The following is a 13797-nucleotide window of genomic DNA, read 5'->3' as shown; positions in this document are numbered from 1 at the left end:
GCTACTTCGTCAGCGAGGCGACGAGGGCGTCGGCGTACGCCTCCATCGAGCCGGTGCCGCCGAACATCCAGATGCCGTCGTCCAGCCGGTGGACGTCACCGGACTTCACGAAGGGCAGCGACTTCCACACGGCGTTGTCGGCAAGCTCCTTGCCGAAGGGGTCGCTGGCGGCGTCGCCGTCGTTGCCGATGTAGGCGAACCGGACCTCGCCCAGGCCGGTCAGTCCCTCGACGTCGGTGGCGGCCAGGCCGTAGGCCTCGTCGCCCTTCTGCTTCCAGGCGTTCTCCAGTCCGAGCCGCTCGTTGACGGCGCCGATCAGCGAACCGGAGGTGTAGGGGCGCACGGAGACCTGGTTGGAGGTGACGTAGCCGTCGGCGAAGGCGATCTCCGCGCCGTCCAGACCGGCGGCGGCGAGGGTCCTGTGCCCCTCGGCGAGCTCGGCCTCGAAGTCCTTCCTCAGCGTGGCCGCGCGCTCGGTGGTGCCGGTGGCCTCGGCGATGAGGTCGACGTTCCTCAGCATCTGCCCGATCGGGTCGGCGGCGTCGGCGGGCTTCACCTCCAGGACCGGGGCGACCTTGCGCAGCTGTCTGACGGCGTCCGGCTGCAGGTCGGTGGTGGCGACGATGAGGTCGGGCTTGAGCGAGGCGATGGTGTCCATGCTGGGCTCGCCGCGGGTGCCGATGTCCTTGGGCTCGTTCTTGAGCGGGACGGCGGCGTCCCAGGTGTTGTAGCCCTTGACGTCGGCGACGCCCACCGGGTCGACACCGAGGGAGACCAGGTGCTCGACGACGTTCCACTCGGTGCCGACGACCTTCTCGGCGGGGCCGTCCAGCTCCACCTTCGCGCCGGTGGCGTCGGTGAGGGTGATGGCCTGCGCGGACTGCTCGGCGCCGGCGTCGGCGGCGGGTTCGGTGGTGCCGCAGGCCGCCAGCAGCAGAGCGGCGGCGGCCAGGGGGGCGGTGAGCGGGAGTCGTCTCATGAGGTGGTGCCGAGCCTTTCGCTTCGGGTGTGGTGACGGCCGATGGCGCGGGTGCGCAGCCGGCCGGTGAGGGGGTCGGTGTCGACCTCGATCCGGATGCCGTAGACCTCGGTCAGCCGCTGCGGGGTGAGGACGTCCTCGGGCAGGCCCTCGGCGACGACGCGTCCGGCCGCGAGGAGCACGATCCGGTCGGCGACGGCCGCCGCCTGGTCGAGGTCGTGCAGGACGACGCCGACGGCGATGCCGTGCTCGTCGGCCAGGTCGCGCATCAGGTCGAGGAGTTCGACCTGGTAGCGCAGGTCGAGGTAGGTGGTCGGTTCGTCGAGGAGGAGGACGCCGGTCTCCTGGGCGAGACAGCCGGCCAGCCACACGCGCTGGAGCTGCCCTCCGGAGAGGTGTTCGGCCCCGCGCTCGGCGAGTCCGGCGACGCCGGTGAGGGCGAGGGCGCGGTCCACGGCGGCGCGGCCACCGGGGTCCGTGCCGCCCCACCGGCCGCGGTGCGGGTAGCGGCCGAACTCGACGACGTCCCGCACGCTGAGGCCGCTGGGGGTGGGACGTCCCTGGAGCAGCAGGGCGACGCGGCGGGAGAACTCCCGGGGGCCGAGGGCCAGTGCGTCCGTTCCGGCGTCGAGCGTGAGTGTGGCGCTCCGCGGCCGTTGCAGCCGGGCGACGGTGCGCAGCAGGGTCGACTTGCCGCTGCCGTTCGGACCCACCAGGGCGGTCACTTCGCCGGGTCGCAGGGTCAGCGCCGCGTCGTGCACGACGTCGGTGCCGTCGTACGCCACGGTCACATCGGTGGCCGACAGTCGATGGCCGCGCGGGCCCGGGGCCGCCTCTTCAGCAGGAATCACAAGGCAAGGTTAGCCTAACCTAAGTCACCGTTACCGAGGGGTGACCTGTGAGGAAGCCGGAACGCATTCACGCGTCCCGTCAGAAGGCGTAGCGGATATCGAGCCAGGGTGCGTGCCGGGCGACCAGTTCACGCAGGTCCACGAGGGCCCGGCGCTTGATGTCGGCGCGGTAGCGGAGGTTGAGGGCGCCGTTCTGGGAGCGTTTGGCCTCCTGCGCGGAGGGCTGCCACAGCACGTCCTCGCCACGCGGATGCCAGCGGAGGTTGACCTCGTGCAGGTCCGCGTTGTGGGTGAGCATGATGACCTCGGCGCGGGCCTGCCGCTTCACCCGCTGCGGCAGTACGTCGTCCATGTGCCGCAGCAGCTCGGCCCAGGCGTCCTGCCAGCCGGGGCGGACGACGACGGGCGAGAGGTTGAAGTGCACCTCGTACCCGGCGTCGAGGAAGTCCGCGGCGGCGGCGATCCGCCGGTCGACCGGGCTGGTGCGCAGGTCCAGCAGGCGGGAGTCGTCGGCCGGCATCACCGAGAACCGGATGCGGGTGCGGCCGCGCGGGTCGAGCCCCAGCAGGTCGGGGTTGACGAACTTGGTCGCGAAGGACGCCTTCGCGGTGGGCCAGCCGCGGAAGGCGCGCACCAGGTCGGCGGTGTTGTCACAGACGAGGGCGTCGACGGAGCAGTCGCCGTTCTCCCCGATGTCGTACACCCAGGCCCCGGGGTCGCACTGGTTGGGCTCCGTCTTGGGGCCCTGGGCGGCGACGTGGCGGCCGAGGTGGGCGATGATCCGGTCGATGTTGGTGAAGAGGGTGATCGGGTTGGCGAAGCCCTTGCGGCGGGGCACGTAGCAGTACACGCAGGACAGGGCGCAGCCGTTGGACGGGCCGGGGGCGATCCAGTCGGCGGAGCGGCCGTTGGGGCGTGTGGTGAGCGTCTTCTTCACGCCCAGTACGAGGATCTCGCGCTTGATCCGCATCCAGCGGTCGGCGCTGCCCTCGTTGCCGTGCAGCTCGGGGACGCGCCAGTGGGAGTCCGTCTCGATCAGCCGGGCGCCGGGGAACCTGGCGAGGATCTGCCGCCCGCGGGGCGAGGCGGCGGCGGCCGGTTCGGCGTGGATCTCCCGGATCGCGAGAAGCCGCCGCGCCTGCGCGGAGTCCCGGAAGGCGGGAGCGGACGGCGTCGGCTCGGCCGCCGGCTCCACCGGCAACGCGTCGAGGCCGAAGAGCGGTTCCTGCGGGCCGTGGAACGGGGAGGGGTGGTGACGCATGTCCTGACCGGCTTCTCGGGCGGGGAGGCGGTACGGGTGCCCGCCGACCGGTTCCGTCGGAATCCGGCCGTCCCTCCACTGTACGGCGACGGGACGGCACACCTCGGCCGACCGGACCTCGGCTCACCGGTCCCGCGCGGCCGGCGGGTGGCACGTACCCCGCCACGACCTGGTCCGGACCGACCGCCGGACCCCCGCCGACAGCCGTCCGGCCGCCCCGGCCCACGCACACGCGGGCTCGCCCGCATCCCCACCGCACCAGCGGAAGGCCGACGCATGAGACGGAGCACGCGGACCGTCCGAGACGCAGAGCCCCGGATGCGGCGTTCGCCGCCACGGCGGCGCTCGTCGCCCCGCCCGCCGCCCAGGCCCCGGCCGCCGCGGATTCCGGGTGCCGGTGAAGCCCGGCACCACGATGCGGCGCCCGCAGGTGGTCCCGCTCGGCGGCGAGCGACGGCACCGCCACGTCGTCGACGACCGGGCTGGCCCGCCTCGGGCACGGACACCGTCCTGTCCGAGGTCACGCGGTCCCCCTGAGCGTGACGGCTCCCCACGCCGGATTCAGAACAGCTGCCCCTGCTCGGCGGGGGCGGTCCGGCGCGGGGTACGGCGCGGTCCGGGGCCCCGCGCCGGGGTCTCCTCCCCGAACAGCGGGGCCGTGCCGCACTCGTCCGGCTCGGCGGGGACCACGACGGGGCCGGTCCCCACGTTGAGGCACAACGGGGCGTCGAGATCGAAGTCCCCGGGCGTCATGTCCGTCCAGTCGCGTTCCCGACGCTCACTCACCGACGCTCCGCTCCCCGTCCATCCGGCCAGGTTATCGGTCGTCCGGTGCCCCGGGAACGGTACGCTGCGCGGTGCCGCCCAACAGAGAGACGTAGGTCACACCCCCGTTCCGGTCACACGAAGCGGAGCCCGTCCGTCAGTTCTGCGTAACCGCAAGAACCGACCAGGAGATCATCATGGAAGCGCGCATCGACTTCTTCGCCAACCCCCTCGCGGCCAAGGTGCTGAAGCACATCAACTCGGCGGGCAGGGCGGTGACGGACTCCGGGCTGCCGCACGCCACCCAGGAACTGGTGAAGATCCGCGCCAGTCAGATCAACGGCTGCGGCTTCTGCACCGACATGCACACCAAGGACGCCGCCGCGGCCGGGGAGACGTCGGTCCGGCTCCATCTGGTCGCCGCCTGGCGGGAGGCCACCGTCTTCACCGAGGCGGAGCGGGCCGCGCTGGAGCTGGCGGAGGAGGGCACCCGGCTCGCCGACACGGCCGGTGGCGTCAGCGAAGAGGTCTGGGCCAACGCGGCCAAGCACTATGACGAGGACCAGCTCGTCGCGCTGATCTCGCTGATCTCGCTGATCAACGCCTACAACCGCGTCAACGTCATCAACCGGCAGCCCGCCGGCGGTTACCGGCCCGGCCAGTTCGGCTGACCGGGCGCGCCCGCCCCGGCCCGGCGGGTCGGGACGGGCCTTCGGTCAGGCCTCCGCGCGCTTCGGCAGGCGCCAGCCGGGCCGCGGGAAGTGGCAGGTGTAGCCGTCCGGGTAGCGCTGGAGGTAGTCCTGGTGCTCCGGCTCGGCCTCCCAGAACGGGCCGGCCGGCACGACCTCGGTCACCACGGGGCCCGGCCACAGTCCCGAGGCGTTCACATCGGCGATCGTCTCCTCGGCGATGCGCTTCTGCTCGTCGTCGACGTAGAAGATGGCGGAGCGGTAGCTGGTCCCGATGTCGTTGCCCTGCCGGTTCCTCGTGCTCGGGTCGTGGATCTGGAAGAAGTACTCCAGGATCGCGCGGTAGTCGGTGACGGCGGGGTCGTAGGTGATCTCGATCGACTCGGCGTGGGTGCCGTGGTCGCGGTAGGTCGCGTTCGGCACGTCACCGCCGCTGTAGCCCACCCGGGTGGTCAGCACGCCCGGGAACGTGCGGATCAGCTCCTGCATGCCCCAGAAGCAGCCGCCCGCGAGCAGCGCCCTCTCCTCGTTCGTCGTCATCTTCGTCTCGCCCTTCTCCCAGGTGTCCTGCGGCGTTCGTCAGTGAGAACCGCACCGGCGGCCCCATTGTTCCGGCTGCGCCGCCTCCCCGGGACAGCGGGCCGGGCAGCGGCGTACCGGCGCGTCCGCGCCCGTCCGGGTACGGCCCGTCCGCGAGGCGCCTGACGGCAGCAGCGTCTGCCCGCGCCCGCGCCGGACGACCACCGCGCACGCGGGCGGACGCGGACCGCTCCCGTCGCGCGGTCCGCCGGACGCCGGGGCGCACGGTGCACGGCGAGGTCCTCCGGTCGCGACAGTCGCTGCCGGCCGGGAACGGCGAGCGGGCCGCGGGCCCGGCGGGGCTCAGGCGAGCAGCGAGATGCGGGCCGTGATGCTCTTGCCGGCGGGCTCCTGCCGTACGTCCAGGGCCTGGACGACGGCCATCACGATCTCCAGTCCGTGCTGGCCCACCCGGCCGGGGTCCGCGTTCCGGGCCACCGGCGGCGCGGGGTTGCCGTCCCGGACGGCCACCTCGACGACGTCGCCGGCCACCCGCAGGTCGAGACCGACGGGGCCCGGAGCGTACTTGCGGGCGTTGGTGACCAGCTCGCTGACCACGAGCTGGGTGATCTCCACCGCGCGGGCCGACACCGGCAGGCCGTCCTCCGCCCGTGCCCGGGTCAGGAACGCGGCGGCGAGGTGGCGCGCCTGGGCTATCCAGGCGCCGTCCCCGTCCAGGGCGTACGAAGCCTGCAGCCGTGGCGCCCCGGGCACCGTGTCCCCCTCGTCGACTGGAACTGGTTCCATCCGGTCCGCCTTCACTCACCGATCACATCGCGCGACTACCCGCATCGCTCCCCCGCACGCCACCGAAGTGTGACAGGTGCCTCCGGCATCTCAGTCGGCCAGGTGCCCTTCCAGCCAGTCGGCGGCGGTCCGGCGGAACAGGCGCCGGTTGTCGGCACGGCGGAAGTCGTGTCCCTCATGGCGCAGCAGGAGGCGTTCCGCTTCCAGTCCGCGCTCCCTGGCGGCCCGGACGAACTGCTCGGACTCCCCCGGGGGCACGTTGGTGTCGTGCTCGCCGTGCACGGCGAGGACCGGGACCCGCAGGGCGTCGATCCGGTTCATCGGCGACAGCGCGCGCAGCAGTTCCCGGTCGTGCTCCGGGTGTCCGTACTTGTGGGCGGCGGACTGCGCGATCCAGGGCTCGGTCCCGGCGAAGAAGGTGGTGAGGTCCGACATCCCGCAGACCGCCACGCCGGTGCGGAACAGGTCCGGGTGCCACACCAGGGACGCCATCACCAGATAGCCGCCGTACGACCGGCCCATCACGGCCATCCGCCGGGGGTCCGCGAGGCCCCGCACCATCACGTGCGCCGCGCAGTCCGCGACGTCGTTGATCGCGTCGAAGCGCCCCGCGCCCAGGTCGGCGTCGACGAAGGAGCGGCCGTGGCCGGAGGAGCCGCGGACGTCGGGCGCGAAGACGTCCAGTCCCCTGCCGAGCAGTTCGAGGTAGAGCGGTTCGAGCACCGGGCGTTCCTGCTCCTCCGGCCCGCCGTGCAGGTGCAGGACGCACGGCGCCGGTTCGCCGGGCGAGCGGCCCGGGGCACGGTAGTACCAGCCGCCCAGCACGAGGCCGTCGCGGGCCACGGGGCTCATGGGCACCGGGCGCACCGGCGTGCGGCCTTCGGGGAACGCGTCCTCGTCGCGCGAGGACCACGGGGTGCGCAGGGGCAGTCCGTGCGGCAGCCACCACACTCCGGGATGGCGCCGGGAACCGGACAGCGCGACGACGGGGGCGTCGGGATCGGCGGTGGGCGCGATGCGCGTGACCACCTCGTGGGGCAGGCCGACGGCCCGTGCGGCACCGGCGGAGGCGGACCGGGACGACGGGAGGTCGGGCGACCGGGCGGCGGTCAGCTCGGTCACCTCCAGTTCGCTGACTCCGCGCACGTTCCACGCCAGCACCGCGCTGCGCCCGTCGCGGCCCAGGGCGAGCAGCTCCAGGCCGCAGTCGGGGCGCTGGGCGGCCACCGCGGTGCCGATCAGATGTCCCTGCGGATCGAGGTGAGCGGCGACGAGGGCCGCGTGTTCGCGGTCGCCGTCGCTGCGCAGCCACACGGTTCCGGCGTCCGGTGAGAAGCCGCCGATCCACGGGTCGCCGTCGGCGACCGGCAGCGCGCAGGTCACCACGCGGTCGCCGGTGCGGACCACGAGGGCCTCGCGGCGTCCGCGGGGGCCCCGGTACACCAGGGCGAACCTGCCGTCCCGGCTGAGGTCGCACACGCGCTGGTTGGCCGCGCCACGTTCGCTCGCCAGCAGCACGGGGGCGCTCACGCCCTCGGGGTCGACGAGATAGGCGGAGAGCGCCCTCGGTTCCGGTTCCTCGGCGGCCTTCGTCCGGTCGCCGTCGCCGGCCCAGGTGGTGGGCCCGGGCCGTGGTGGGCCGGGTTCCAGCAGCACGGCACGGCCGTCGCGCCCCGCCCGGGCGGGGCGGGGGGCGCCGTCCGCCCCGGGGTGGGCGGCGAAGGGCCGCCCCGGCGGGGCGGAATCGGTGACGGTCACCGCGACCGCCGAGCCGTCGTGCTGCCAGCAGCCCAGGCGTGCGGAGGTGCCCGGTTCGCCGCCGGCCAGCAGGCGCCGCCCGGTGCCGTCGGGGCGTACGCACAGGACGCTGGTGAGCTCACCGCCGTCCGGCGCCACGGTGTAGGCGATCCAGCGCCCGTCCGGGGACCAGGACACCTCCGTGACCGGATTCGGGTCGGTGTCGAGCCGGTGCGCCTGCTCGCCGTCCACGGGGGCGGTCCACAGCTGCGGTACCCCGGCCCGGTCGCAGACGAAGGCGACGTGCCGGCCGCCTGGGTCGACCGAGGGGTACCAGCAGCCGTGGACGGCCGGGGGCGGTGCGTCGTACGGCGTCGAGGTGTCGGCGAGCGGGGCGGGCTCGGGTGCGGGAAGCGCCCGCGTGGTGGCGTCGGTGCGCGTCTCCATGGGCGTCATCGGATCCCGTGCGTCTGCAGCCATGTCTCCAGCAGCGCGATCTGCCACAGCGTGTTGGCCCCTCGCCTGGTCCGGTGCGCGTTGGGTGCGGCGAGCAGCTCGGCGACGTACTCCTCGCGGAAGACGCCGCGGGCCCTGGCCTCGGGAGCGGTGAGGGTCTCGCGGACCCGCTGGAGGACCGGCCCGGCCATGTGCTTGATCGCCGGGACGGGGAAGTAGCCCTTGGGCCGGTCGACGACCTGGCGCGGCAGGACCTTGCGGCCGGCGGCCTTCAGGACGCCCTTGCCGCCGTCCGCGAGCTTCAGCTCGGGCGGGCAGGCCGCGGCCAGCTCGACCAGTTCGTGGTCGAGGAACGGCACCCTGGCCTCCAGGCCCCAGTCCATCGTCATGTTGTCGACCCGCTTGACCGGGTCGTCGACCATCATCACGAGCGTGTCGAGGCGGAGATCGGCGTCGAGCGCCGTCTCGGCGCCCTCGGTCGCCATGTGCGCGCGCACGAACTCGGCGGAGATGTCGCGGCCGGGCAGCAGGTCGGGGTGGACCATGGCCGCGAGATCGGCGTGCGAGCGGTCGAAGTAGGTGTCGATGTACGCCTCGGCGGCGCGCGGGCGCGGCACGTCCGCCATCCGCGCGTACCAGTCGTACCCGGCGAACACCTCGTCGGCGCCCTGGCCGCTCTGCACGACCCTGACCTCCTTGGCCACCTGCTCGGACAGCAGGTGGAAGGCCACCACGTCGTGGCTCATCATGGGCTCGCTCATGGCGCGGACCGCCCCGTCCAGGGCGCCGGCGACCCGGTCGGAGGGAACCATCAGCTGGTGGTGGCGGGTGTCGAAGTGCCGGGCCACGAGGTCGGAGTAGTGGAACTCGTCGCCCTCCTCGTCACCCTCGGACTCGAAGCCGACGCTGAAGGTCGCGAGGTCCCGCTGGCCCTCGCCGGCCAGCAGGGCCACGATCAGGCTGGAGTCCAGACCGCCCGAGAGCAGCACTCCGACCGGCACGTCGGCGACCATGCGACGGCGTACGGCGGTGCGCAGGGCGCCCAGTACGGCGTCGGTCCAGTCGTCGGCGCCGAGGCCGGCGTACTCGGGGCGGCGGGTGTGGACGGGGTGCCAGTAGCGGTGATCGCGGTGGGTGCCGTCGGGCTCGACGACGCGCACCGTGGCCGGGGGCAGCTTGCGCACGCCCTTGAGGACGGTGTGGGGCGCGGCGACGGTGGCGTGCCAGCTGAGGTACTGGTGCAGTGCGACGGGGTCCAGCGAGGTGTCGACGCCACCGGCCGCGAGCAGCGCGGGCAGGGAGGAGGCGAACCTCAGGCGTTCGGTCGTGCCGGACAGGTAGAGCGGCTTGACGCCCAGCCGGTCACGGGCCAGGACGACGCGCCCGGTGTCCTGCTCGACGATCACGAAGGCGAACATGCCGTGGAAGCGCTCCACGCAGTCGGTGCCCCACTCCTGGTAGGCCTTGAGCACCACCTCGGTGTCGGACTGCGAGAAGAAGCGGTGGCCGAGCGCGTGCAGTTCGTCCCGCAGCTCGCGGTAGTTGTACACGCAACCGTTGAAGACTCCGGCGAGACCGGCGCGCGGGTCGGCCATGGGCTGGGCGCCGCTGTCCGACAGGTCGATGATCTTCAATCGACGGTGTCCGAGGGCCACGGGACCCTGGGACCACAGGCCGCGTCCGTCGGGACCGCGCGGCGCCAGGCGGTCGGTCATGCGTTCCAGCGCCGCGATGTCCGGCCGCCCGCCGTCGAACCGGATCTCCCCGCAGAGGCCGCACATCAGTGGTCCCTCCTTTCCCTCGGGTGCCGGTCCTGGGACGGGTGTGAAGGAACGTGCGTACTGCTGGACATGGTGGTGTGACACTCTCCTCGGTCAGGGATCGTGGACGCGTACGGGGGTGGCCGAGGGACCGGCGGTCCGTCCGGATCAGCCGGGTGTGCCCGGTGTCGTCGCCGAGTGGACGCGGCCCGGGGCCTGGCCGGTGCCGCGCGGGGCGTCCGGGCGCCGGTGACGGCGGACAAAGGCGCTGGGCACGGGACGGTCGCCGCGGGTCTCGGCGACCAGCATGTCGACGCCGGCGAGCAGGTCCTCGTCCTGGGCCGCCCGCCGCAGCCGGTGCGCCGCGCCGCCCGCCGCGAGGGCCTCCTCGAGCAGCGTGCGCACGGTGGCGAAGTCGCCGGACGCCTCCAGCGCCGGACGCAGCCGGTGCAGCATCCCGCGCAACACCATGGGCGCCGGAGTGGCACGGCGGGTCTCCGGATCGACGAGCCGGCCCTCCAGTCCCGAGCGCGCGGCGCGCCAGGTGGCGGCGCGCAGCCACTCGTGGTGTCCGTCGCACCCGTGGTCCGTCCCGCGCTCCAGGCGGTCGCAGGCGTCGCGCACCAGCGCGCGGAACAGTCCGGCGACCAGCACCACGGTCTCGGCACGCGGGCAGGCGTCGCAGACCCTCAGCTCCAGCGTGCGCTGGTGGGCCGACGGCCGTACGTCGTGGTAGAGCATCCCCGGGTCGCTGATGACACCCGAGCCGATGAGCTCCGCCATCGCGGCGTCGTAGTCGGCGGCGCTCCCGTAGCACCCCGCGGGGCCCGCGGTCGGCCACCGCTGCCACAGCATGGTGCGCCAGCTGGCGTATCCGGTGTCGGAACCCAACCAGAACGGTGAACTGGCCGACAGGGCCAGCAGTGGCGGCAGCCAGGGCGACACCCGGCACATGACGCGCACCGCGGTGTCCCGGTCCGGCACGTCGACGTGGACCTGGGCGCTGCAGATGAGCTGCTCGTCGGCGACCCGGCGGTAGTCGTCGGCCATGCGCCGGTAGCGGGGGTCCGCGGTGACGCCGTGGAAGGCGGGGTCGGCCAGCGGAACGGTGCCCGCGGCCACGACGGCCAGGCCCGAGGAGGAGGCCGCCGCGTCCAGTCGGCGCCGGCTGTCGGACAGGTCCGTGAAGAGGGCGTCCAGCGTGTCGTGTACCTGACTGTTGCTCTCCACGGCCGACCGCTGCAGCTCACTGCCGAACCCGGCCCCGGGCCCGCCGAGCCTGCCGAGCAGCTCGTCGGCGCGTGGCACGAGCCGGCCGCTCTCCACGTCCAGGACGTGAAACTCTTCCTCTGCTCCGATGCGCACCGTCACCGCTGGTCCCCTTGCCCTCGTTCCGTGCCGTCGCCGCACAACTCCTGAGGTCACCGGCGGCGAATTCGGCACGTCCCGGGTGCCCCGGATGCGAGGAGCACAATCGGCTCGCGGCCCCCGCGCTCGAACGAGCGGCCGGATTCCCGTGGGAGCGGGGAGCCCCCGGCCCGGCTAGGCGGCGTCGCGCATGTCGAACACTTGATCAAGGCCGGTCATGTTCAGCAGGCGCCGCGTGTTGACCGGCACGGCCACGAGGACGACCCTGGCGCCGACCGAGACGACGTGGTTGCGGACGGCGAGCAACGCGGTGATGCCGCTCGAGTCGCAGAACGACAGCTTCCCCAGGTCCACCGCCAGAAGCCGCCCGGCCGGCAGGGCGGCCTCCCGTGCGGCGCGGCGCAGTTGCTGCGCGTTGGTGTGGTCGAGGTCGCCGGCGACCTCGAGGACGAGAGCGGTGGGCGTGGGAGACGTGGTGATCGTCAGAAGTGTCATTCCGAGGTTCTGGATCCGGTGTCGGTACGGGCGGACGGGCCGATGGCGAGCAGGGCGGTGTCGTCGTCCAGACCTTCGCCGAAACCTTTCAGCAGGTCCGTCAGGGCATGGACCACGCGGTGGGGACCCGAGGGGGCGAGGCCGGCGGCGAAGGACTCCAGGGCCTCGTAACCGTACAGCTCGCGGTCGGGGCCGATACGCGCCTCGGTGAGGCCGTCGGTGTACAGCAGCAGCGTGTCGCCCGGGTGCAGGGTGGTGCCGACCGGGACGAACTCCGCCCCGGGAAGGGCTCCGACGAGCATGCCGCCCCGGGTCGAGAGGTACTCCACCCGGCCGTCCGCGCGCAGGACCAGCGCGGGGGGATGACCGCCGGAGGCCAGGCGGACCTCCACCGCGTCCCCCGTGCGTTCCAGGACACCGGACACCACGGTGCAGTACCGCGGATCGTCACCGGTGTACCGGTCCCGCAGGACCGTGTCGAGTACGCGCAGGTTGGCGACGGGGTCGGAGTCGTGGAGCGCGGCGGCGCGCAGGGTGTAGCGGATCAGCGAGGTCAGCGCGGCGGCCTGCGGCCCCTTGCCGCACACGTCGCCGAGGAAGAACGCCGACCGGTCGCCGTCGAGCGCGAACAGGTCGTAGAAGTCGCCGCCCACCTCCATCGGGGAGGCCGTGTGGTAGTGGCAGGCGGCCTCCACACCGGGTATGTCGGGCAGGGCCGCGGGCAGCAGACTGCGCTGGAGCACGGCCAGCGCCTCGCGCAGTGCCTCGCGGTCGGCCTCGGCCTGCCTGCGGGCCTCCTCGGCCGCGCGGCGGGCGCGCAGCAGTTCCTTCTCGTAGGCGCGCCGGTCCGTGGCGTCGAAGACGGTGGTCCGGATCAGCAGCGGCTCGCCGTCGTCGCTCTTCTTGACGGTCGAGGTGATCAGCACCGGCAGCCGGGAACCGGACGCTCCCCTCATCTCCAGGGCGATGCCTCCGAGGTGCCCCTGCATGCGCAGCAGGGGGGCGAAGTGCGTCTCGTGGTAGAGCCTGCCTCCGACGGTGAGCAGGTCGCTGAAGCGCATCCGTCCCACCACCTCGTCGCGGGACAGGCCGAGCCAGCCCAGCAGGGTCGCGTTGATCTTGGCGATGGTGCCGTCCATCAGGGTGGACAGGTAGCCGCACGGCGCCGACTCGTACAGTTCCTCGGCCGAGTCCTCCAGCAGCGCGCTGAACGCCGCACGGGAGCCGGGCACGCCTGTGCCCGGCTCCTCGGGACCACCTGCCCCCCGGCTCATCGGCCGAGGGCCGACACGAACGCGCGGATCGCCTCGGCAGTGGCCTCCGGGGCGCTCAGCTGGGGGCAGTGACCGGTGGCGTTCAGAGTGACCAGTTCGCTGCCGGGGATCGCGGCGTGGACGTACGCGCCGACCTCCGGGGGCGCGATGACGTCCTGCTCGCACTCCAGGATCAGCGTGGGCACGGTCACGCCCGCGAGGTCCTTGCGGCTGTCGGACAGGAACGTCGTGCGCGCGAAGACCCGGGCGATGTCCGGGTCGGTGGCGCAGAAGCTGTTGGTGAGCTCCTCGCCCAGCTCGGGCCGGTCCGGGTTGCCCATGATCACCGGAGCCATGACCGCCGACCAGCCCAGGTAGTTGGACTCCAGCGACTCCAGGAGCTCGTCGATGTCCTCCGCGCTGAAGCCGCCGCGGTAACCGTCCTCGTCGATGTAGCACGGCGACGGACACACCATGACCAGGGAGCCGATCCGGTCCGGGGCCGCGGCCCCGGCCAGCACTGCGGTCATCGCGCTCACGGAGTGGCCGACCACGACCGCGTCCTGGAGGTCGAGCTCCTCGCAGACCTCCACCACGTCACGGGCGTAGCCGTCGAGGGAGGAGTAGCGCTCCTCCTGCCAGGCCGACAGGTCGGAGCGGCCCGCGCCCACGTAGTCGAAGAGCACCACCCGGAAGTCCTGGGCCAGTGCGGGCTCGACGAGGCGCCACATGTTCTGGTCGCAGCCGAACCCGTGCACCAAGACCACCGTGCGGCCGGAGGCGCGCCCGGTCACACGGATGTTGTTCCTGCGGTGGATGCTCATCCGCCCATGCTCGCACGTCGGGCGGGAAAACCG

At 73.1% G+C, this 13797-nt stretch carries 13 protein-coding genes; 1 reads left to right on the top strand and 12 read right to left on the bottom strand.

Translation table 11 applies throughout. The annotated features are described in order from the left end of the window. Window position 1: 1 nt before the first annotated feature. From KYY02_RS05150 to KYY02_RS05135, 4 genes are all read right to left on the bottom strand, one after another. Entirely contained in the window at window positions 2–979 is a 978-nt protein-coding gene (locus KYY02_RS05150; protein ID WP_371236214.1) for an ABC transporter substrate-binding protein, read from the bottom strand. After that, window positions 976–1830 (bottom strand): ABC transporter ATP-binding protein, encoded by an 855-nt coding sequence (locus tag KYY02_RS05145; RefSeq protein WP_371236213.1) that lies wholly within the window; start codon window positions 1828–1830, stop codon window positions 976–978. The genes KYY02_RS05150 and KYY02_RS05145 overlap by 4 nt, the downstream gene beginning before the upstream one ends. Before the next feature lie 79 nt (window positions 1831–1909). Then, the gene (locus KYY02_RS05140; protein ID WP_371236212.1) at window positions 1910–3091 is read right to left on the bottom strand and encodes a spore photoproduct lyase family protein; all 1182 of its coding nucleotides are present in this window, start codon (window positions 3089–3091) and stop codon (window positions 1910–1912) included. A gap of 561 nt (window positions 3092–3652) precedes the next feature. Next, window positions 3653–3877, bottom strand: a complete 225-nt coding sequence (locus KYY02_RS05135; protein WP_371236211.1) for a hypothetical protein — start codon at window positions 3875–3877, stop codon at window positions 3653–3655. Window positions 3878–4053: 176 nt separating this feature from the next. Between KYY02_RS05135 and KYY02_RS05130 the strand changes: the two genes are divergently transcribed. Beyond that, on the top strand, window positions 4054–4527 hold the full coding sequence (locus KYY02_RS05130) for a carboxymuconolactone decarboxylase family protein (RefSeq protein ID WP_371236210.1): 474 nt from the start codon (window positions 4054–4056) through the stop codon (window positions 4525–4527). A 45-nt stretch (window positions 4528–4572) separates the two neighbouring features. Here KYY02_RS05130 and msrA read toward each other — a convergent pair whose 3' ends face one another. From msrA to KYY02_RS05090, 8 genes are all read right to left on the bottom strand, one after another. Beyond that, window positions 4573–5085 (bottom strand): peptide-methionine (S)-S-oxide reductase MsrA, encoded by a 513-nt coding sequence (gene msrA, locus KYY02_RS05125; protein WP_371236209.1) that lies wholly within the window; start codon window positions 5083–5085, stop codon window positions 4573–4575. A gap of 342 nt (window positions 5086–5427) precedes the next feature. Continuing rightward, window positions 5428–5871, bottom strand: coding sequence for an ATP-binding protein (locus KYY02_RS05120; protein WP_371236208.1), 444 nt, complete (start codon window positions 5869–5871; stop codon window positions 5428–5430). Between the two features lie 90 nt (window positions 5872–5961). Beyond that, the gene (locus KYY02_RS05115) at window positions 5962–8055 is read right to left on the bottom strand and encodes a S9 family peptidase (RefSeq protein WP_371236207.1); all 2094 of its coding nucleotides are present in this window, start codon (window positions 8053–8055) and stop codon (window positions 5962–5964) included. 5 nt (window positions 8056–8060) lie between these two features. Further along, window positions 8061–9845, bottom strand: coding sequence for an N-acetylglutaminylglutamine amidotransferase (locus KYY02_RS05110; RefSeq protein WP_371236206.1), 1785 nt, complete (start codon window positions 9843–9845; stop codon window positions 8061–8063). Between the two features lie 147 nt (window positions 9846–9992). Continuing rightward, window positions 9993–11195, bottom strand: coding sequence for a carboxylate-amine ligase (locus KYY02_RS05105; RefSeq protein ID WP_371236205.1), 1203 nt, complete (start codon window positions 11193–11195; stop codon window positions 9993–9995). A gap of 171 nt (window positions 11196–11366) precedes the next feature. Next, entirely contained in the window at window positions 11367–11687 is a 321-nt protein-coding gene (locus tag KYY02_RS05100; protein WP_371236204.1) for an STAS domain-containing protein, read from the bottom strand. Further along, complete coding sequence (locus tag KYY02_RS05095) at window positions 11684–12961, bottom strand: PP2C family protein-serine/threonine phosphatase (RefSeq protein WP_371236203.1); 1278 nt, start codon at window positions 12959–12961, stop codon at window positions 11684–11686. Before KYY02_RS05095 ends, KYY02_RS05100 begins: the two co-directional genes overlap by 4 nt. Further along, complete coding sequence (locus KYY02_RS05090) at window positions 12958–13764, bottom strand: alpha/beta fold hydrolase (protein WP_371236202.1); 807 nt, start codon at window positions 13762–13764, stop codon at window positions 12958–12960. Before KYY02_RS05090 ends, KYY02_RS05095 begins: the two co-directional genes overlap by 4 nt. Between the last annotated feature and the right edge of the window lie 33 nt (window positions 13765–13797).

Source organism: Streptomyces pimonensis, assembly GCF_041380215.1.
GTDB classification, from domain to species: domain Bacteria; phylum Actinomycetota; class Actinomycetes; order Streptomycetales; family Streptomycetaceae; genus Streptomyces; species Streptomyces pimonensis.
The sequence above is the reverse complement of the archived record's forward strand: the minus strand, read 5'-3'. Positions and strand labels throughout refer to the sequence as shown.

Bases quoted from the DNA above. Each gene is read 5' to 3' on its own strand.
- KYY02_RS05150 (WP_371236214.1), bottom strand. From the start codon at position 979: ATGAGACGACTCCCGCTCACCGCCCCCCTGGCCGCCGCCGCTCTGCTG.
- KYY02_RS05140 (WP_371236212.1), bottom strand. From the start codon at position 3,091: ATGCGTCACCACCCCTCCCCGTTCCACGGCCCGCAGGAACCGCTCTTC.
- KYY02_RS05130 (WP_371236210.1), top strand. From the start codon at position 4,054: ATGGAAGCGCGCATCGACTTCTTCGCCAACCCCCTCGCGGCCAAGGTG.
- msrA (WP_371236209.1), bottom strand. From the start codon at position 5,085: ATGACGACGAACGAGGAGAGGGCGCTGCTCGCGGGCGGCTGCTTCTGG.
- KYY02_RS05120 (WP_371236208.1), bottom strand. From the start codon at position 5,871: ATGGAACCAGTTCCAGTCGACGAGGGGGACACGGTGCCCGGGGCGCCA.
- KYY02_RS05115 (WP_371236207.1), bottom strand. From the start codon at position 8,055: ATGGAGACGCGCACCGACGCCACCACGCGGGCGCTTCCCGCACCCGAG.
- KYY02_RS05110 (WP_371236206.1), bottom strand. From the start codon at position 9,845: ATGTGCGGCCTCTGCGGGGAGATCCGGTTCGACGGCGGGCGGCCGGAC.
- KYY02_RS05100 (WP_371236204.1), bottom strand. From the start codon at position 11,687: ATGACACTTCTGACGATCACCACGTCTCCCACGCCCACCGCTCTCGTC.
- KYY02_RS05095 (WP_371236203.1), bottom strand. From the start codon at position 12,961: ATGAGCCGGGGGGCAGGTGGTCCCGAGGAGCCGGGCACAGGCGTGCCC.
- KYY02_RS05090 (WP_371236202.1), bottom strand. From the start codon at position 13,764: ATGAGCATCCACCGCAGGAACAACATCCGTGTGACCGGGCGCGCCTCC.